The sequence below is a fragment of the Edaphobacter lichenicola genome (assembly GCF_014201315.1).
Lineage (GTDB): Bacteria > Acidobacteriota > Terriglobia > Terriglobales > Acidobacteriaceae > Edaphobacter > Edaphobacter lichenicola_B.
The window spans coordinates 77,146-95,905 of the sequence record NZ_JACHDY010000002.1 but is presented as its reverse complement, the minus strand read 5'-3'; the positions used below and the strand labels follow the sequence as shown (position 1 = coordinate 95,905).

The following is an 18,760-nucleotide window of genomic DNA, read 5'->3' as shown; positions in this document are numbered from 1 at the left end:
GTGACCGCTCCGCGGTAGCGGGCCCGTCCGGCAGGACAGCTTCTTAGAAGCTGCCCGGTCGTTCCACCTCAGTGGCGCAGAACCATCGCTACTACGTTTCCATCAGATTGGAATGTTCCACCTGTTGCCGTCTTCGCCTCGTGCAGAGGATCCTTCGGCGTGATGTAGGCGGCTGCATCCAGCACTCCCGCGGCTGCAAAGCTCGATTGGATAAAGTCCCGCTCCTTGTCCACCTCCGGATCGATGTGGTGGGTTATGCCGTTGTTCCTCTGATCCTTCTCGAGGCCCTCGTCGTGCGTCGAAGAGCCAACCCACACCGGCAGGCCGCCAGCGGTGCGCCCGGTGTCCCACACCCGCAGATGATGGCGGACGAAGGCGACGGTGATCGCGTCGCCGCGCGCATAGCTCATGTCCTGCGGGCGGCCGAAGAGGTAGAGCGTGCTCATCGGCACCGCGGTGTAGGCTTTCTTGGACAGGGTCGAGAGGAGGCCATGGAGAACTGCCGCATTGTTTGTCTGGTCCACCTGCACCCAGCCTGCCGCGGTGAACGCCTTTTCGACTGCGTCCTTCGTGCCTACGATGCAGAAGTTCACCATGTCGCCCGGATTACCTTGCTCATCGCCTACCCGCTGGGGTACGCCGTCCAGCAGCGCCGGGGTGAACAGCGCCGTCGCCTGCGAGACGGTCGTCTGCGAGACGGGCTTGGCCGCTGTGATCTTCAGCGACACTTTGTAGCTGCCCTGAGCGCCGACCTCCTTCGGCACATTGGCGGCAAGGAATAGCTCGCCGCTGGCCGGCACGGTCTGCTCCAACTGGCCGCCGATGGCAAACGGCACCGCTGCGTCGGCGCTGCCGATGCGCCCGATGAGCGCACCTGCGCTTGCGCTGTCCAGGGGAAACTGCCGGAGAAGATCCTTCCAGCCGCGCGCGACTCCGGCTGGCGCTGAGGCTCGTGCATCCCACAGGGTGAGCTGTCCGGTGGCGCTATAGCTCATGGTGTCTCCCGCGGCCACCACGAAGCCCGCATCGGTCCAGTCTCCGCTTCCGGGAACGGTGACGCTGTAGCTTCCCTTGCGCTGGGAAGCCTGGGCCGTCGTCATCGCCGGCAGCGCAATCGGCGTTACGGTCCCTGGCGCGCTTACTGGGGCCTTTGAAGCCGCATCCTGCGCGACGGCGACGACGCCACAGGCCAGCCATAGCGTGCAAGATAGTTCAAAGCGATAGCTCTTGATTTTCACGCCTATATTCTAAGCACACGAATACCGCGTTGACATTACTCATTCGACGGGAAACATGCATTCGATGCGGAACTCCTGCGCGGTGATATCTTGCGGCAGGCCGATGGTCGAGATCATCGAAAAAAACGAAGACCTCTTGTTTCCTTTGACGAAGGTGATCGGCAGGACCGGGGCTTGATTTTTGACGGACCTGCTTAGTTCGGTCACTCCCGGGTATTTCTTCAATTCGTCGAGCAGTTCCTTTGTCTTTTTATCTGTGACGTGTCCTACCGCTTCGCGATGGACGCGCTGTAGAAGCCCCGAGGCGACGTCTTCCCAGTCTTCTAGGAATGGCCGCATGCCATCAGGGTCGAACATAAGATGGAGAAGATTTTGCGGCTTGGGTCTCTTCGATAGATCGACGAACGAATTGAAGAAACGCGGTGCGGCTTCGTTGGTCCTGAGGACGTTCCAGTAGCGATCCATCATGAGGGCGGGGTGCGGCTCGTTCTGCCGCAACATGCGATCGATGACACGGTTGACGACGGCCATCTCCGGGGAGTCCCGCGCGCTTTCGAGGTAGACGGGGGCGTATCCGGAGGCGAGGAGGAGGACGTTCTGTTCGCGAAGGGGCACGTCGAGTCTTTTGGCCAGACTGAGGAGCAGGTCTCTGCTGGGAGTGCTGCGGCCGCTCTCCACAAAACTGATGTGGCGTTGAGAGACTCCGGCGTCGAGGGAGAGATCGAGCTGGCTCTTCCCTCGCTGCTGTCGCCAGTAGCGAAGGAAGGTGCCTAGCTCGTGTTCGGTTTGCTGGGTCATTTGGTTTGAGATGTTCGGTGATGGGTTGGCAGGTGACGGATGAGTTTGCGCGACGGTTAGAACTGGACGGTTAAAACTGGACGGGGCCTACCGATCCAATCCAGCTGCGGACCTTGGTGGGATCGGCTTCGTCCATGTAGAAGAAGTGTGTCATGACTGGCTTGACGGTGGGTTTGGTGGTGTCGTCAGGCTTCATGGTCACGATGCCGCGGAAGATCTTTAGCGGGCCGCTGTCCCAGTATTCGGTGACATCGTGATGCGCGGTGAAGCCTGTGTCGATAAAGGCGCGAAGGCTTTCGCGAATCTGCTCGCGTCCGTTCCACTCTGCGATGCCTAAGTGACAGGTTGCATTTTTCGCGAAGCAGTCAAAACCTTTGCCGAAGGTTTTGTTATCGATTTCACTCCAAAAATCAAGGAGCCATTGAGGGGGAGTGGTCTTGATGATGGTCAGCGTGTTCAAAGCATTCTCCGAGGCGACGTGTCGCTTGTTTCAATATCGACCGGTTGGAATTCGCTCGCAATTACCCTTGAGGTAATTGTGGCGTTGGTGTGCGATGGGGATTGGAGTTATTGATCTGCCAGAACGCTCCGGGCGGGACCTATGCAACCTATGTGTTGAGGGGTGTCTCTAAGGCTTGTGACAATCTGTTAACAAAACAGCCAAAGGGGCGCTATGGCAGGGAAGAGTTCCAAGAGTTTGATCGATCCTACGCGGCTGGAGCCGGTTTTGAAGAAAGACGGGTTGCTGCAGGTGATTGTGGAGACGCCTAAGGGCAGCCGCAACAAGTTCTCCTTCGATACGAAACAGGAGATATTTGCGTTGAAGAAGGTGTTGCCTGCGGGGATGGTCTTTCCGTATGACTTTGGGTTTCTGCCGCGCACGCTTGCAGACGATGGGGATCCCATCGATGTGCTGCTGCTGATGGATGAGCCGGCGTTTCCGGGGGTGCTGGTGCCTTCGCGGCTGATTGGTGTGATTGAAGGCGAGCAGGTGGACGGCAAGAAGAGGATTCGCAACGATCGCCTGGTGGCCATTGCAGACGCCAACCACATGTATGCGAATGTTCGCAAGCTAAACGATCTGCCAAAGAAATTTCTGAAGGAGCTGCAGGATTTTTTCGTCAACTATCACCAGCTTGAGGGCAAGGTTTACAAGCTGCTCGGGTACAAGGAGATTGCCGTGGCGGAGAAGCTGATCAAGAAGGCCAGGCGGGCGGCCTAGGTGGTAGTGCGATTTGCGGGAGCGGACGGGGAGAGTGCCGGGCGGCGCGAATAGTTGCGCGTGTGGGCAAAGGGTATGTTGCGGTGGAGGCGAGCGGGAGGCATTAGGCTAGAGGGATGCCGCAGTTTTGTGATGTTGCTTTGCCGGTGCCGCTGGACCAGACATTTACCTATGGGGTGAATGGGCTTGTGCCCGTGGTGGGGGCGCGGGTGCTGGTGCCGTTCAGTGGGCAGAGGCTGATGGGCGTGGTGGTTCGGGTGCATGAGGATGCGCCGGCGGAGGAGTTTGAGATCAAGCCGGTACAGCAGGTGTTGGATGAGGCCGCCCTGCTGCCGGAGGAGTTGATGAAGCTGGCGGCGTGGATTGCGCAGTACTATGTCGCTCCGCTTGGCGAGGTGCTGCGGGGGATGCTGCCGCTGGCGGCGGAGGTGAAGCGGCATTTTTCTTATCGGATCGCTGAGGCTGGTCGGAGGGTGTTGTATGAGGGGGCGGTGAAGGGGTCTTCGCGGCGATCGAAGCTGACGGTGGAGGAGCAGAATCGCGAGTACTCGGTGCTGAATTATTTGGAGGGGGGCGAGGTGGCGAAGATGTCGGCGCTGCGGTCGGCTACGGGGGCGAATAAGGGGCTGCTGGAGGGGATGGTCCGGAAGAAGTGGTTGGTGCGCGAGGCGGTGGCGGAGGAGCGGGATGCGCGGCGGCTGGAGAAGGTGGCGGTGTTGGTGCAGGGCTTAGGGAGTAGGGAAGAGGGCGTAGGGAGTAGCGAGCAAAAGCCTGTCGGAGGGCGACTGCCGCGGTTGAATGAGAACCAGCTGGCGGTGATGGCGGAGCTGGCGGCGGTGGGTGGGCGGATGCGGGTACGGGATCTGCGGCTTAGCCTGACGCGCGCGGGAGTGCCGGAGTCTACACTGGGGACGCTGGTGAAGCGTGGACTGGTGGGGATTGAAGAGGTTGCGGAGGAGTTTCATCTGGGCGGCGTGGGCGCGGAGGGGAAGAAGCATGCGCATGAACATGCTTTGAATGAAGCGCAGATGGAGGCGCTGGGGACGATTGCGGCGGCAATGGAGAAGGGTGGTTTCAAACCGCATCTGCTGTATGGGATTACGGGGAGCGGGAAGACTTCGGTTTATTTTGCTGCGATGCAGCGGGCTTTGGATGCGGGGAAGAGCGCGTTGCTGCTCGTGCCGGAGATTGGGTTGACGCCGGCGATGGCGGGGCAGATGGTGGCGGCGTTTGGTGGTGAGGTGGCGCTTTTGCACTCTCAACTGACGCCGGATGAGCGGGCGGAGCAGTGGCACAGGATTCGGCGGGGCGAGGCGAGGATCGTGGTGGGGACGCGGTCGGCGGTGTTTGCGCCGATGGTGGATCTGGGGCTGATCATCGTAGATGAGGAGCACGACTCGAGCTACAAGCAGGAGGAGACGCCGCGGTATCACGGGCGCGATGTTGCGGTGATGCGGGCGAAGCTGAATGAGTCAGTGGTGGTGCTCGGGTCGGCGACGCCGTCGCTCGAGAGCTGGGCGAATGCAGAGAAGGGGCGTTATGCGCTGGTGGAGATGCGCGCGCGGGTTGCGGATAGGCCGCTGCCGCTGGTTGAGCTGGTGGATATGCGGGAGGAGTTTCGCGAGACGGGGCAGGAGCAGATCTTTTCGCGGAGGTTGATGGAGGAGACGCAGGCTACGCTCGATCGCGGAGAGCAGGTGATCTTGTTGTTGAATCGGCGTGGGTACTCATCGACGGTGCTGTGCCGGAGCTGCGGGGAGAAGATCGAGTGCGAGAACTGCGCGGTGTCGATGACCTACCACAAGCCGGTGAGCGGGAATGATGCGATTGCGCAGCCGGGGCAGAGGCTGGAGTGCCACTACTGCGGATCGCGGCGGTCGGTGCCGAAGGCTTGTCCGAAGTGTGAGAGTGAACATCTTTATTTTCTTGGGGTGGGCTCGCAGCAGGGAGAGGAGAGGCTGCAGGAGCTGTTTCCGACGGCGCGGATCGGTCGGATGGATCGCGATACCGTGCGCGGGAGGAGCGACATGGAGCGGCTGTTGGCGCGGCTGCATGGGGGCGAGATTAACCTGCTGGTGGGGACGCAGATGATCGCCAAGGGACATGACATTCACGGGGTGACGCTGGTGGGAGTCGTGGGGGCGGACTTTCAGCTGGGGCTGCCGGACTTTCGCGCGGCGGAGCGGGTGTTTCAGTTGCTGACGCAGGTGTCGGGCCGGGCGGGGCGCGGGGATCTTATCGGCAAGGTGCTGGTGCAGACGTATCACCCGGATCACTATGCGATTCAGTTCGCTGCGAAGCATGACTATCCGGGGTTTGTGGCGAAGGAGATGCAATACCGGCGGTGGATGCACTACCCGCCGTATGCTGTGCTGGCCAATGTGGTCATTCAGAGCGAGAAGCTGGAGGAGGCTACGGGGTGGGCGGGCACGCTGGGGCGATGGTTTCAGAAGGCACGGCTGGATAAGGTGCGGGTGCTGGGGCCGGCGGCGGCTCCGATTGTGCGGCTGAAGCGGATCTATCGCTACCACTTTGTGCTGAAGGCGGAGCGGCGGCAGACGCTGGGCGAGACGCTGCGGGCGATGCTGGCGTACGCGGAGACGCAGGGGATTGCGCGCCGGAACCTGGTGGTCGACGTGGATGCGGTGCACCTGATGTGACGCATCGCTCTTGAAGAAAATGTTGGGGAGGTTATCGCAAACGAGTCCCGACTGCTGGTGCGCCGAGACTTAGATCGGATGCGTTAGTCGAGCAGATGAAGCTCTTTGCCAGGCTTGAAGCGGACTGCTTTGCCTGGGGCGATGGTGACCTCGGCGCCGGTCCTTGGGTTGCGGCCGATTCCGGTTTTGCGCGGCTTGACGGTAAAGACACCAAATCCGCGGAGTTCAATGCGGTCGCCCGCGATGAGAGTCGCTTTCATGCTTTCAAAGATCGCATCGACAGCCGACTCTGCTTTTGTCCTTGGAAGGCCGGTTCTTTCTACCACCCTCTGTATGAGATCCTGCTTAATCATCTGGGCCGCCGTCCTTGGGCTGTAATTTTTAGAAAACTGGTGCTGACCTGGTAGTACGGTGATGTTAGAAACTCGAACTTAGATTGTCAACGAAAGAACGCTACCGTAAGATGAAGAATCTAATGAGGCAAGGGGACCTGGGACACTACCGCACCCAATTTACACCCTTCTGCGACAATTAGGGATATCACCTTCTGCGAGAATTGAAGAAATTTCAAAAAGAGCAGGACCGAAGGGGCACCAGAGTGGCAATTAAAAGCGACCGTTGGATTCGCCAGCAGGCGAACGAACACCGAATGATCTCTCCGTTCAGCGAAAAACAGGTTCGAGAGGGTGTTATTTCGTATGGACTTTCTTCGTACGGATACGATCTTCGGGTCTCGGACGAGTTCAAGATCTTTACCAATGTCAACAGTGCGATCATCGATCCCAAGGCGTTCGACGAGCGCTCGTTTGTGACGGTGCAGGCCGACAGCGTGATCGTTCCGCCGAACTCGTTTGCGCTGGCGCGGTCGATCGAGTACTTCAAGATTCCTCGCGATGTGCTGACGATCTGCGTGGGCAAGTCAACCTACGCGCGCTGCGGAATTATTGTGAACGTGACACCGTTCGAGCCGGAGTGGGAGGGGTTTGTGACGCTCGAGATCTCGAACACAACGCCGCTGCCGGCGCGGGTGTACGCGAACGAAGGGCTCTGCCAGATCCTGTTCTTCCAGTCCGACGAGGTGTGTGAGGTCAGCTACGCGGACCGTAAAGGGAAGTACCAGCATCAGCAGGGAATCGTGCTGCCGAAGCTGTAGTAGAACTCCGGGTCACGATCTTTTCTGAAGCGCTTAAGTCGGCCTACTAAATGCACGACGCTGAGTAAAGGGGCTGCGCAGGCGATGAAGGATGCCAAACAGAAGAAGGGGAAGAAGGCCGGGGGATCTCTGCGCGTCGGCCTGGTGGCTGCGGATCCGCTGCGGATTCTGGGGTTGCAGACGATCTTTCCCGATGGCGGGCCGGTGGAGGTGGTTCCGCTGTCGGTTCCGGGCGCGCTCGATGCCTCGGGAGTGTCGCTGATCCTGATCGATTCGGCGTGTACGGATCACATCTTCGAGCTGCTGGCTACGTTTCGCAGGACCCGTCCGCGCTTTCGGCTGATCGTGCTGGGGCTGGAGGAGGATCACGATCACATCCAACGCATTATCGGCGCGGGGGCGAAGGGCTACCTGGCCCATTCGGCGAAGGAGAGCGAGATTCGGATGGCGATCGATGTTGTGCAGGATGGGTCGGTGTGGGCTCCGCGCAAGGTATTGGCGCGCTTGCTGGAGTCGACTTCAGCTGGAGCGGAGACGACCAAGCCGGCCAAGGAACCGAAGTTCACGAAACGGGAGCTGCAGGTGTTGCGTTTGCTGGCTGCCGGACATCCTAACCCGGCGATTGGCCGGGAGCTCGGAATCGACGTGGGCACTGTGAAGAAGCACGTGGGCAACCTGATGCGGAAGGTGGGGGTTGATAATCGCATCGCGCTGTCTGTTCAGGCCGTTAATCAGAAGCTGCTGCGGCAGGTACCCTAAGATTTTGTTGCAGAATTTGACCGGCTGCGATGGGCTGTTTTGCGGCTCTGAGTTGCAAGTCCATGTCTGGCGTTAGTTGGGGAAGATTTTCGCGCCAATAGTTTGTTAACTACTAAGTTAACAAAAACCGCTCAAAGGTGTACCCACCTTCGTACCGTTGTGAGCGAAGGTAATGTGGGGCAAAGTACTACCAAGCAACACAGACCTGGGAGAGGGGTTGTAGAGATAGCGTCGGAGTTCTGCCGACATTATCTCTACAACCCCCATTTTTTTTGCGTGTGTGTAGCTATCTCGGCGTATTCTGGTCCCGTTCTGTTGGCGGGACAACTTAGAACGGTTTCTCCTCATCGTATATATTGTTGGAAATAGGCAGCTTGCCGGGCCCCCTCCAAAATACAGAACTAAAGAGTGAAAGGGATAACGATGATGCTAAAGAAGATTTCAGTGGCTTTGTGTGGTTTGGCGATGATCGCCGGTTCTCTGTCGGCGCAGGCGGAGGGCGATAAGGCGAAGGTTGCGGAGCGTCTCAATGCCGCCAGCCAGGTGCTTCACGAGATTATGGCAACCCCGGACAAGGCGATTCCGGGTGGCATTCTGTCGGGCGCATCGTGCGTAGTGGTGATTCCCAGCTACAAGAAGGGCGCGTTCGTTGTGGGCGCGCAGTATGGCCAGGGTGTTGCAACCTGCCGTACGCCAAGCGGAAAGTGGAGCGCTCCGGTGTGTGTTCAACTGGCCGGCGGCAGCTTCGGGTTCCAGATTGGCGGACAGGCGACGGACCTGGTGCTGATCGCAATGAACCAGCAGGGCCTGCAGGACATGTTGAAGAACAAGTTCAAGCTGGGCGCGGATGCGGCGGCTTCGGCTGGTCCTGTGGGACGCAATGCGCAGGCAGGAACGGACTGGAAGTTGAATGCCGAGTTCCTGAGCTACTCGCGTAGCAAGGGTCTGTTTGCGGGTATCAATCTCGACGGCACGGTGCTGTCGCAGAACCAGGACGATACTCGCGCGCTCTACGGTTCGGACATCGGGTTCGATCAGATCCTCGGCGGCAAGCAGGTTACGCCGGTTGAGGCTCGTCCCTTTGTGCGCACTGTGGCGAAGTACTTCGTCGTTGCCAAGAACCAGTAATGCATCTGTTGCTTGAACGTTGTTCGATTGCGGAGGGGCGGCTTATTCGGCCGCCCTTTCTGTTTTTCCGGCGGCGCGGGTTGGAATCGGTAGACTAGAGGCTTGAGCAAAGGTCCACAAAAAGAGGGAATTGACGCAGAGGTGAGCTTCCGCGAACGGGTTGAGTTTGCCGTGGTGTGGCTGGCGGTTCACGGGATGCGGTTGCTTCCGCGGGGATCGGCCAGGGCGGTAGGCGCGGGGATTGCAGCCATTGCCTATCATGCGCTGGGGCGGCTGCGCGGAGTGGGTGTGCGGAACCTGAAGCTTGCGTTTCCAGAGATGCCGGAGGGGGAGCGGGAGAGGATTCTGCGGTCGTTGTACCGGCGTCTTGGCTGGCTGCTGGCGGAGTTCTGCCTGATGCCGGGATACACGCAGAAGAGTGCGAGCCGGTTTATTCGCTATGAGGGACTGGAGAATTATGTGGCGGCTCGCGAGCGTGGGAAGGGTGTGCTGGTGTTGACGGGGCACCTGGGGGCGTGGGAGTTGTCGAGTTTTTATCACTCGCTGATGGGCATGCCGATGGGGATGGTGATACGGCGGCTGGACAACCCGCTCGTGGATGAGTTTGTGAATCGCATTCGGTGCCTGCATGGAAACCGTGTCATTCATAAGGACGACTTTGCGCGAGGTTTGATTGCGTCGATGCGCGCGGGGGAGACGGTGGGGATTCTGATGGATACGAATATGACTCCGCCGCAGGGCGTGTTTGTGCCGTTCTTTGGCGTGCCGGCGTGTACGGCCTCGGGGATGGCACGGATTGCAGGCAAGACGGGTGCGGCGGTGGTGCCGGGGTTTCTCCTGTGGGAGGAGAGCGACCAGAAGTATGTGTTGCGCTTCGGCAGAGAGCTTGAAGTGAGGCATACGGGGGATTCTGAAACCGATGCGGTTACAAATACGGCGGCCTTTACGGCGGCGATTGAGGCGACGATTCGGCAGTATCCTGATCAGTGGCTGTGGATGCATCGGCGGTGGAAGACGCGGCCTCCGGGAGAAGAGGGGATCTACTGATGGCGGGGATCTACTGATGGCGGGGAGCTATTGATGACAACGATGAGCAAGATCGCGGACTGGGTTGGGGTGAGCGCGCCGCTGCTGGAGGTGGAGGTTACCTCGGTCTCGAGTATCGAGGATGCGGGCGAGAACTCGGTTGTGTTTGCGGTCGAAGGGGAGGCGCTGGGCAGGGCGCTGCGGTCGAAGGCTGGGGTGATTCTGGCGAGCAGGAAGCTGGAGTCGGCGGAGATGCAGCCCTATCGGACGCCGGACCCGCGGGTGTTGTGGGTGGCGGATGCGAGGTATGCGTTTGCGCTGGTGGCGCGAAGACTTAGTGTCAGCGGAGTTAGGGCGGGAGTGCATGCTTCGGCCGTGGTGGGGCAGAGAGTGGCGATTGGTGTTGGAACGGCGGTTGGGCCGAGTGCTGTGCTTGGTGATGGCGTGGTGATAGGGAGTGGATGCGAGATTGGTGCGCGGGTGACGATCTATGCAGGGACGGTGCTGGGGGACCGCGTGGTGGTGCAGGCTGGAGCCGTGCTGGGATCGACGGGGTTTGGGTATGTGCGGAGTGCGGAGACGGGAGAGTATCTGATCTTTCCGCAGCAGGGGCGGCTGGTGGTGGAGGACGATGTCGAGATTGGCGCGAATACTACGATTGATCGTGGTGCGCTGGGGGAGACGCGGATCGGGCGTGGAACGAAGATCGATAACCTGGTGCATATCGGGCATAACTGTGTGATTGGGAAGAACGTGATTATCGCGGCGCAGACGGGGATCTCAGGGTCGAGTGTGGTGGAGGATGGCGCGATTCTGGGTGGGCAGGTCGGGATTGGAGAGCATGCAACGGTGGGGGCGGGAGTGATTCTTGGCGGCGGAGCGGGAGTGCTGAGCGGGAAGAAGATGCGCGGGCCGGGCGAGGTGTTCTGGGGACGGCCGGCGCGGCCTTTGAAGGAGTATCTGCGGGATCTTGCGCGGTTGAAGCGGCGTTAAAGCTGTCCTGCCGGACGGGCCCACTGCGCGTGGGGCGGTCACTTCGTGACGCGTATACCGGTCGTGGCAAACTCATCAGCATGAGTCCTCCCGTTGGTCGGAATCATCTTCCCTCCGACCAACGGGATGACCACGCGAAGCTCTAAAAAGGCGTGCGAACGCCCGCCCCACGCGCAGTGGGCCCGTCCGGCAGGACTAAAATTAGTGGAACGCGTGGTGCTAGATGGCGATTATGGTGGCTGGCGGGCATACAAGAAACATCGGAAAGACCAGCGTCGTGGCAGGTCTGGTTGCCGCGATGCCGGAGATGCATTGGACCGCGTTCAAGATCACGCAGTTCGGGCATGGGATGTGCTCGGCCAATGGTGAGCCCTGCGACTGCGAGACCGCCGAACATACGGTTGCGGTGAGTGAAGAGCGCCCGGGGGGAGATGCAACGACGGATTCGGGACGCTATCTGGCGGCGGGTGCGGCGCGGTCATTTTGGGTGAGGACGCGGCAGGGCGATCTGTCTGAGGCGATGCCGCGCATTCGCAAGGAGATCGAGCGAGCGGAGAACGTGGTGATCGAGTCGAACAGCATCCTGCGATTCCTGAGGCCAGATCTTTATCTGAGCGTGCTCGATCCCGAGACGGCGGACTTCAAAGATTCGGCGAAGTACTTTCTGGATCGCGCCGATGCCGTGCTGGTGCCAGAGGGCGTGCTGGGAAGGCCCGAGTGGAAGGGTGTTTCGCTGAAGCTGGTAGAGGGAACGCCAGTGCTGCCGATACGGCCGCCGATCTATGTGACGGACGAGGTGGTGGGGTTTGTGCGGCGGCGGCTGCGAGCGCGAGTGATTGTTTGAAGGTCTTTGAACAATAGAAACAAGAAAAGCCGCAGCTTTGTAGGCCGCGGCTCTTGTTGATACGAGTAATGGAACTAAGCGATGAGACCGTTGAGGCCATTGGGGAAGAAGACTCCCTGATGGACCGTATCTGTTGGTTTCGTGCCGGTGACGATTGCGAGGATCTGGGAGGTATTGCGGGACCAGCCCAGCGAGTTCTGGTCGCAGTCGACGATGGTGGATGCGGTGATGTTCGCGGTGGCGGTGTTGAGCGCGACCGGGGTTGTGGTGATTCCGATGTCGTCTGCCGCTGAGCCTGTGAAGGTGACGAACGGAGTCGTGATCGGTTTGGTGGGATCGGGATTCGCCAGCGAAGAACGCGCTGCCGAGATCATCTGAGTCAGCGTGCTGAGCGGTCCGGTGCCACCGCCGCCATCGAGTCCATTGATGGTGGTGCGGATGAGACCGGCGTGATATGCCTCGACGGCGTGGATACCTACTGCAGCCGGGAGGACATTGACCTTGTCAGAGATCAGGGCGGCGGCTCCACCATAGGCGGAGACTCCCACGTCCTCGAAGATATAGGCCCCGATCAGGAAGTTAGCGTCGTTTGCGAAGGGGTTGAAGGAGGGTCCGATGAGCGCTGCTGCGGCAAGGGCGTTGAAGGAGTTGTACAGATCGATGTTGGGCATCGAGACTGCCTTGGCGCCGAGAGCGCTCTGGAGGAAGAGGACGTGCTTGCCTTCTTCCGTTGCGGTTTCCGTGGCATAGGCCTGGACGTAGGAAAGCGAGAAAGGCACTTTGGCGAAGGTCGGGCTCAGAGTAACGGTTCCAGCGGCGTTGCCGTTGACGCTGACGGGAATCGGCGTCGACAGCTTGTCGATGGTGACGCCGTAGACCGCGAGGTTGTAGAACTGCGCCTCGAGATACTCCAGGTTGAGGGCGAAGTTGAGGATGTCCGAGTCGCCGATCGTAGCCGACTGGGCCTCTGCTTTTTTAGGGGTTGCCGTTGCGCCGAAGGCAAGAGCGGCGAGCGCGGCGCCTCCCTTGGTGAGCATCTTTCGGCGGGTACTTACGATAATTTCGTCGAGTTGCTGTGTCTCTAAAGTTGCCATGATGTCTCCGTCCTTAGGAAGCTGTCGCTGTGATTTTGCCGTTGAGTCCATTGGGGAAGAAGCCGCCTTTGGAGAGGCCTGCTCCGCCCGCCGCGCCGTATACGATGTGCAGAACCTGATCGGTTGTGCGACCGAAGGCGATGGCGTAAGTAGGATCAGCAGCAACGATGCTGGAGACGCTGAGTGGGGTCTCTTTTCCTCCGCCGAGCGTGGCGCGGAGAGCAGACACCTGGTTGGCAATGGTGGTGTAGGTCTGATTTCCGGCCGCGCCATCTACGGCAGTGATCAGGGTGCGGATCTCGGCAGCGTGATAGGCCTCCGTCGCCTGGATACCGGCGGCGGCGGTCAGGATGTTGTTGTTGGCAAGCAGAGGAGCGGCGCCGCTGTAAGCCGTAACCCCGACATCTTCGAAGACAAAGGCTCCGATAAGGAAGTCGTTGTTGCCGTCGAAGGGATTGAAGGTGGGGGAGGTGGTGATCTTGGCTGCGACAGCCAGCGGACCGAAGAAGGTAAGGTCGAGAGCAGGACGGGGAACTGGAGTTCCCTTGTTGCCCGTGATGGCTGCCTGGAGGAAGCGAACGTGATTCAGCTCATCCTGTGCGATCTCGGCGGCGTACTGAGCGAAGACTGGGCTGGTCCACGGAACTGCCTTAATGCCCGCAGGAACGATCGTGGTACCTGCCCCGGTGAGTGCATCGGCGGAGGAGAGACCGGCTCCGGTCGCGGCGTAGAGGTAGAACTCGGCCTCAAGATATTCGAGGTTGAGGGCGAAGTTCAGAATGTCGTTGTCAGGGATGTCGAGCGGGGTTGGCGTCGGTGTGGGTGTGGTGGTGGGTGCTGGTGTGCTGTTGTTGCAACCGATAATCATTGCTCCGGCAGCGGCCGTCCCTGCTCCGGCCAAAAACTTTCGGCGGGACAGGGCTTTGTCTATCAAGTCATTTAGCTTTTTTTCCACGATGTACCTCTCCTCAATGCACGTTGCTGGCTGCACCTCGTTGTGATGACGAGGCGCAGGGCGGAACGGATTGCGGAGACAATAATATTCGTGGCTAGATTGATTGGACAGGAAGGGTCATGATGTCATCAACAAGACTTACTTCCTTCTGAACAAAAGGCTCGGCGTAGCGGACTCCAGCCAGCAGGCCGTAGTGGCGGGCGGTGGCGAAGGTTCGCTCGCGAATCTCCTCCTCGGGGACGAAGAGGCCAGTGCCTTCAGGCTGCGCGCCGTATTGCGAGCGGTAGGCCAGCAGAGACTGCAGGCGCTGCTCGGCAAAGGGCGTGATGTCGACGACGAAGGTGGGGCGCACGTCGGCGTAGAGGCTAGCGTAGAGGATCTTGTAGGGCCGATGCGGCGGGTGGGGGGCGCCGGGCGTTACGACCTTGGCGAGGCCGCTGACGAAGCAGGCTTCATAGCCCAGCGTGGCCGAGGTGTAGTGGTCGGGATGACGGCCCTGCCAGTAGGGAAGGATCACGACGCGGGGGCGCAGGCGGCGGAGGACGGCGGCCAGTTTGAGGCGGTTGGCCAGGGTGTTCTCTATGTTGCCGTCGGGAAGGTCGAGAGCCTCGCGATGGGCGACGTTGAGGATGCGGGCGGCGGCGTTGGCCTCGGCTTCACGGTCGGCGGCGGTGCCGCGGGTGCCTGACTCGCCCTGGGTGAGATCGAGGATGCCGGTGGTCCAGCCGCGGGCGTGCATGGCCATCAGAGTGCCGCCGCAGGTCTGCTCGACGTCGTCGCGATGGGCTGCAATAGCGAGGATGTCGAGTTGAGCGGGCGAGGACATAGGGGCTTAGGGTGCAGGGCTTAGGGTGCAGGGTTTAGGGTGCAGGGTTTAGGTCCAAGGAAGATCCTGCCTCTCTCCCCTGCCCGAGCCCTAGGCTTTACACCCTGAGCACTACACCCTACACCCTTAGTTGGCTGCGTCGGTGACAGCGTCCAGGTAGGCAACGTCGAGCGCTGTTCCCTGAACGGTAACATTGGCGTTGTTGATCTCGGAGCCGTCCGTAGTGTTGAAGACGTGGACCTGTCCACCGTAGGCGGTGTAGACCTTGTGGAAGCCCTGGACCCAGCAGAGGCCGGTCAGGTCGCCATAGTAGTACTGGTTCTGGTTCGTGTTGGGGTAAGGGACGACGACCGGCGACGTTGCGCTCTGTGTGACCGCAGGAACGATGAATGCGCTGGCCCCGGTGGAACCCGACGGCAGAACCACGCGGGTGAGGCAGTTGTAGTTGGCGCTCTGGTCGGTGGCCTGGCCGGTTGCGATCTGCTGGGCGGCACGGGCCGCGCGCTCGCCGGTGGCGCAGAGCTGGGAGCCGATCCACAGCGTATTGTCGTCGGCGAAGAGAATCTTGGTGTGAGTGCCGTCGGAGATGGAGACGGTGCTGGTGACAGCGTTGGTCGCGAGGCTGATGATGGAGAGGTTGCCGGCAAAGAGGCCGTCGGGCTGCCGCTGCTGACCGGCTACGTAAAGATTATTTCCATCCGAGACTGCCGTTGTAACCCCGCCTGGGACCGGGAGATTGGAGGAGAAGGCGTTGGGGTTCTGCTGTGCCGGGACGGTGCTGTTGGTGTAGCTGTTGACCTGGAGCGCGCCCGGCAGCAGGTAGGTGATGCTGGAGGTGGTTCCACCGCACTCTGCGCCACAGTTGAGAACGTAGACCGTGTTGCCGTCGAGGGAGAAGTAGGCTCCAGCGGGCCGGTCGAAGGCGCTCGTATTGCTTCCGGTGTTGACCGGGATGACGCAGTAGATAGGAAGGTTGAAGGGCTGGCAGTCGACCGCGCCAATCGCGGCAATTGCGGCGGTTGAGGTGGTGTACTGGCTGGCGTTCAGCTTGATGACGCGGTAGAGCGAGTTGGAGTTGCGGACCATCGCCAGGATGACCGTGTCGCCCTGGTTGACAACGACCTGGAAGACATTCGGCAGGTTGAGCGCGTAGGTCCCTCCCGTGGTCTTGTCGATGATCCCGAGTAGGCCGGCGCCCTCTTCGGCCGAGTAGACGTGGCCGAAGGTTGGCGGGACAGCGATGCTGGTGGACCTGGCCGGGAAGGTGCCGGCAGAACCGGTGGCGGACTCGGTGCCATAGTTGATGATCTGCACGTCGCCCAGAGTGTTGGAGTAGACGTACCCGGCGATCTCAGAGGGGAAGTTGAGGATGAGGTTGGGATAGCCGGAGGAGTAGCCGCTGATCGAGAACGACGTCCGGGTGTTCTCGACGTTGTTGCGCAGGTCACGCTTCGCATCGAGGATCTGCAGGCTGCCGCTGGTGCCGCCGTTCGCCGTGACGCCCACCATCACGCGTTGGGCAAGCTTGCTGGGCGGAATCGGCCGGTTGGCGAAGGGAAACTGGGGAAACTTGTAGTAGTACGGGCCGCAGGCTGTAAGTCCCAGCGTGACAGCGGCGATCAGGAAGCCGCAGAAGATCTGGGCACGGAGAGACTGGGTAAAGAGACTTCGATTCGTCAACGGTAACTAACTCCAACCTGAGCGCTGCGGCATAATCTGGCGGCCAACGGCTATCTGCCGAGTATAACAAAGGACTCGGCCAGTCCGCGGTTTGGGAGAAATCGGCAAAGGGTTGAATTTTCTTAGTTTGGAGCAGGTCCGCCGAGTGGCTTAAGATGGTGAGAACACTTGGAGACGGTTATGGCAGATGGTGTACGTAGTGCGGAGTTGGCGTCTGTTGCAGGCTATGCTGCGGCCGGCCGGTTGTTTGACGGCGCAACGGTGCTGTGCGACGGAGCCATGGGCACGATGCTGTACGCGCGCGGCGTCTTCATCAACCGCTGTTACGACGAGCTGAACCTCTCGCAACCGGAGTTGGTGCGCGAGATCCATAACGAATACCTCCAGGCCGGCGCGGAGGTGGTCGAGACCAACACCTTTGGCGGCAACAGGTTTCGCCTCGGTCTGCACGGGCTGCAGGATCAGGTGCACGCAATCAACGTGGCGGGCGTCAAGCTGGCGCGGGAGTGCGTCAACCAGATCCAGGAGAAGCAGGCCTGCGAGGCGTTTGTTGCGGGGTCGATCGGGCCGCTGGGCGTAAGGCTGGAGCCGCTGGGCAAGGTGGGCCTCGAGGAGGCGCAGGATGCCTTCGCCGAGCAGATCCGCGCGCTGGTCGAAGGCGGCCCCGGCGTGGGCGTCGATCTGCTGATCGTGGAGACGATGACCTCGCTGACCGAGGCGGAGCAGGCGATTCTGGCAGCGCGGCGCGTCGCTCCGGGAGTTCGCGTCGTGGTGATGATGACCGTCGATGAAGAGGGCAACTGCCTGGACGGAGCTTCGGCAGAGACCGCCGCCATCAAGCTGACGGAGTGGGGCGCCGACGCCGTGGGATGCAACTGCAGCGCAGGCCCGGCGACGGTGTTGAGCGTGATCGAGCGCATGCGGCCACTGACCCCGCTGCCGCTGGCTGCGATGCCCAACGCAGGAATTCCACGGGCCGTCGAAGGGCGCACGATCTATCTCACCTCGCCCGAGTACATGGCCAGCTTTACCCGCAAGTTAGTGAAGGCCGGCGCGAGCATTGTTGGCGGATGCTGCGGAACCACGCCAAGCTACACGCGCGCGATGAAGAGTTCGCTGCGTGCGCTCGACGCGATGGAGAGCGGCGTCGAGGTGATGCAGCGCGACCCAACCGGCAAGGCCACGATCATCAAGGAGAGTAAGGTTTCGCCGCCGCCGCTGGCCGAACGGTCGAAGATCGGCTCGATGGTAGCGGCGGGCGAGTTCGTCACGATGGTGGAGATCGTGCCGCCGAAGGGCATCGACTGCAGCAAGGAGCTCGATGGCGCGACGCAGCTGCACCGGCTGGGCGTGGATGCGATCAACGTACCGGACTCGCCGCGGGCCAGCGCGAGGATGAGCGCGCAGAGCCTGTGCGTGCAGATCCAGCAGCACGTCGGCATCGAGACGATTCTGCACTACACCTGCCGCGACCGCAACGTGCTGAGCATTCAGAGCGATCTGCTGGGCGCGTCCTCGATCGGGCTGAAGAATATTCTCTGCCTCACGGGCGATCCGCCGAAGCTGGGCAATTATCCCAATGCGACCGCGGTCTTCGATGTCGACGCGATCGGGCTGGTCAATATCGTGCACAATCTGAACTACGGGCTCGACATCGGCAGCAACTCCATTGGCGGGTCCACAGGCTTCTCCATCGCGGTCGCGGCGAACCCTGGCGTGCAGGATATGGATCAGGAGGTCCGCCGGTTTGCGTTCAAGGTAGAGGCGGGTGCGGAGTATGCCATCACGCAGCCGGTCTTCGACATACGCGTGCTCGAAGAGTTTCTGCGCAGGATCGAAGGCTTCCGCATTCCGGTGATCGCGGGCATCTGGCCGTTGACCAGCCTGCGCAACGCGGAGTTTATGAAGAACGATCTGCGCGTAAGCATGCCGGATGAGATCATGGCGCGGATGGCCAGGGCCTTGACGCCCGAGGCAGGCAGGCTTGAGGGCGTCAAGATTGCTCAGGAGATGCTGGCCGAGGCCAAGCCCATGGTGCAGGGCGTTCAGGTCAGTGCGCCCTTCGGACGATACGGTGTCGCCGCCGATGTGCTCGGTCTCGCCGAAGTTGAGGTTGCATAATGGCAAACTTTGAAGAGCAGTTGACAGCGCTGGAGAGTGTGGTCGAAAAGCTGGAGCGCGGAGACCTCTCGCTCGACGACTCGGTGCATCTGTTCGAGGAGGGCCTGAAGCTCTCGAACGCCTGCAAGAAGGAGCTGGAGGCAGCAGAGGGCAGAATCCAGGTGCTCGTCGAGCAGGGCAGAAATGCAATGCGGGTCGTGGACCTGGATGAAGTGAAAGACGTCCAAGCAGGGTGAGCACGAGGAGTAGCGTTTGGCGGTTGA

General features: G+C 60.7%; 18 protein-coding genes. 10 read left to right on the top strand and 8 right to left on the bottom strand.

From position 1 onward, the window contains the following. Positions 1 to 68 precede the first annotated feature (68 nt). The 3 genes from HDF09_RS06725 to HDF09_RS06715 all read right to left on the bottom strand — a co-directional run bounded on the left by HDF09_RS06725 (position 69) and on the right by HDF09_RS06715 (position 2,496). Positions 69 to 1,238, bottom strand: coding sequence for an LssY C-terminal domain-containing protein (locus HDF09_RS06725; protein WP_183763754.1), 1,170 nt, complete (start codon positions 1,236 to 1,238; stop codon positions 69 to 71). Positions 1,239 to 1,277: 39 nt separating this feature from the next. Continuing rightward, positions 1,278 to 2,036, bottom strand: coding sequence for a helix-turn-helix domain-containing protein (locus HDF09_RS06720; protein WP_183763751.1), 759 nt, complete (start codon positions 2,034 to 2,036; stop codon positions 1,278 to 1,280). A 70-nt stretch (positions 2,037 to 2,106) separates the two neighbouring features. After that, a complete protein-coding gene (locus HDF09_RS06715; RefSeq protein WP_183763748.1) occupies positions 2,107 to 2,496 on the bottom strand; it encodes a nuclear transport factor 2 family protein in 390 nt (129 codons plus the stop codon). Between the two features lie 213 nt (positions 2,497 to 2,709). Between HDF09_RS06715 and HDF09_RS06710 the strand changes: the two genes are divergently transcribed. Both HDF09_RS06710 and priA read left to right on the top strand, forming a co-directional pair. Next, entirely contained in the window at positions 2,710 to 3,258 is a 549-nt protein-coding gene (locus tag HDF09_RS06710; protein WP_183763745.1) for an inorganic diphosphatase, read from the top strand. A gap of 116 nt (positions 3,259 to 3,374) precedes the next feature. Then, positions 3,375 to 5,918: a replication restart helicase PriA gene (gene priA, locus HDF09_RS06705; RefSeq protein WP_183763742.1), complete on the top strand. Its 2,544-nt coding sequence runs from the start codon at positions 3,375 to 3,377 to the stop codon at positions 5,916 to 5,918. Positions 5,919 to 6,001: 83 nt separating this feature from the next. Here the strand turns inward: priA and HDF09_RS06700 are convergent, their stop codons facing one another. Then, on the bottom strand, positions 6,002 to 6,271 hold the full coding sequence (locus HDF09_RS06700) for an HU family DNA-binding protein (RefSeq protein ID WP_158943184.1): 270 nt from the start codon (positions 6,269 to 6,271) through the stop codon (positions 6,002 to 6,004). 245 nt (positions 6,272 to 6,516) lie between these two features. Here HDF09_RS06700 and dcd point away from each other — a divergent pair, with 245 nt between their 5' ends. The 6 genes from dcd to HDF09_RS06670 all read left to right on the top strand — a co-directional run bounded on the left by dcd (position 6,517) and on the right by HDF09_RS06670 (position 11,821). Next, complete coding sequence (gene dcd, locus HDF09_RS06695; RefSeq protein ID WP_183763739.1) at positions 6,517 to 7,071, top strand: dCTP deaminase; 555 nt, start codon at positions 6,517 to 6,519, stop codon at positions 7,069 to 7,071. An 84-nt stretch (positions 7,072 to 7,155) separates the two neighbouring features. Beyond that, positions 7,156 to 7,830, top strand: a complete 675-nt coding sequence (locus tag HDF09_RS06690; RefSeq protein WP_183763736.1) for a helix-turn-helix transcriptional regulator — start codon at positions 7,156 to 7,158, stop codon at positions 7,828 to 7,830. 423 nt (positions 7,831 to 8,253) lie between these two features. After that, positions 8,254 to 8,958: a lipid-binding SYLF domain-containing protein gene (locus tag HDF09_RS06685; RefSeq protein WP_406704277.1), complete on the top strand. Its 705-nt coding sequence runs from the start codon at positions 8,254 to 8,256 to the stop codon at positions 8,956 to 8,958. 102 nt (positions 8,959 to 9,060) lie between these two features. Beyond that, on the top strand, positions 9,061 to 10,005 hold the full coding sequence (locus HDF09_RS06680; RefSeq protein WP_183763732.1) for a lysophospholipid acyltransferase family protein: 945 nt from the start codon (positions 9,061 to 9,063) through the stop codon (positions 10,003 to 10,005). Positions 10,006 to 10,038: 33 nt separating this feature from the next. Next, a complete protein-coding gene (lpxD, locus tag HDF09_RS06675; protein ID WP_183763729.1) occupies positions 10,039 to 10,977 on the top strand; it encodes a UDP-3-O-(3-hydroxymyristoyl)glucosamine N-acyltransferase in 939 nt (312 codons plus the stop codon). A 223-nt stretch (positions 10,978 to 11,200) separates the two neighbouring features. Then, positions 11,201 to 11,821, top strand: coding sequence for a hypothetical protein (locus HDF09_RS06670; RefSeq protein ID WP_183763726.1), 621 nt, complete (start codon positions 11,201 to 11,203; stop codon positions 11,819 to 11,821). A 74-nt stretch (positions 11,822 to 11,895) separates the two neighbouring features. Here HDF09_RS06670 and HDF09_RS06665 read toward each other — a convergent pair whose 3' ends face one another. From HDF09_RS06665 to HDF09_RS06650, 4 genes are all read right to left on the bottom strand, one after another. Then, complete coding sequence (locus HDF09_RS06665) at positions 11,896 to 12,915, bottom strand: ferritin-like domain-containing protein (RefSeq protein WP_183763723.1); 1,020 nt, start codon at positions 12,913 to 12,915, stop codon at positions 11,896 to 11,898. Positions 12,916 to 12,928: 13 nt separating this feature from the next. Next, the gene (locus HDF09_RS06660; protein ID WP_221270063.1) at positions 12,929 to 13,870 is read right to left on the bottom strand and encodes a ferritin-like domain-containing protein; all 942 of its coding nucleotides are present in this window, start codon (positions 13,868 to 13,870) and stop codon (positions 12,929 to 12,931) included. 94 nt (positions 13,871 to 13,964) lie between these two features. After that, positions 13,965 to 14,696 carry a bacillithiol biosynthesis deacetylase BshB1 gene (gene bshB1 / locus HDF09_RS06655; RefSeq protein WP_183763720.1) on the bottom strand — a complete coding sequence of 244 codons (732 nt, stop codon included), beginning with the start codon at positions 14,694 to 14,696 and terminating at the stop codon, positions 13,965 to 13,967. 126 nt (positions 14,697 to 14,822) lie between these two features. After that, positions 14,823 to 16,376, bottom strand: a complete 1,554-nt coding sequence (locus tag HDF09_RS06650; protein ID WP_183763717.1) for a hypothetical protein — start codon at positions 16,374 to 16,376, stop codon at positions 14,823 to 14,825. A gap of 180 nt (positions 16,377 to 16,556) precedes the next feature. Here HDF09_RS06650 and HDF09_RS06645 point away from each other — a divergent pair, with 180 nt between their 5' ends. Together HDF09_RS06645 and HDF09_RS06640 are read left to right on the top strand one after the other, a co-directional pair. Continuing rightward, on the top strand, positions 16,557 to 18,497 hold the full coding sequence (locus HDF09_RS06645) for a bifunctional homocysteine S-methyltransferase/methylenetetrahydrofolate reductase (RefSeq protein ID WP_183763714.1): 1,941 nt from the start codon (positions 16,557 to 16,559) through the stop codon (positions 18,495 to 18,497). Beyond that, the gene (locus tag HDF09_RS06640; RefSeq protein WP_183763711.1) at positions 18,497 to 18,733 is read left to right on the top strand and encodes an exodeoxyribonuclease VII small subunit; all 237 of its coding nucleotides are present in this window, start codon (positions 18,497 to 18,499) and stop codon (positions 18,731 to 18,733) included. Before HDF09_RS06645 ends, HDF09_RS06640 begins: the two co-directional genes overlap by 1 nt. Positions 18,734 to 18,760 lie beyond the last annotated feature (27 nt).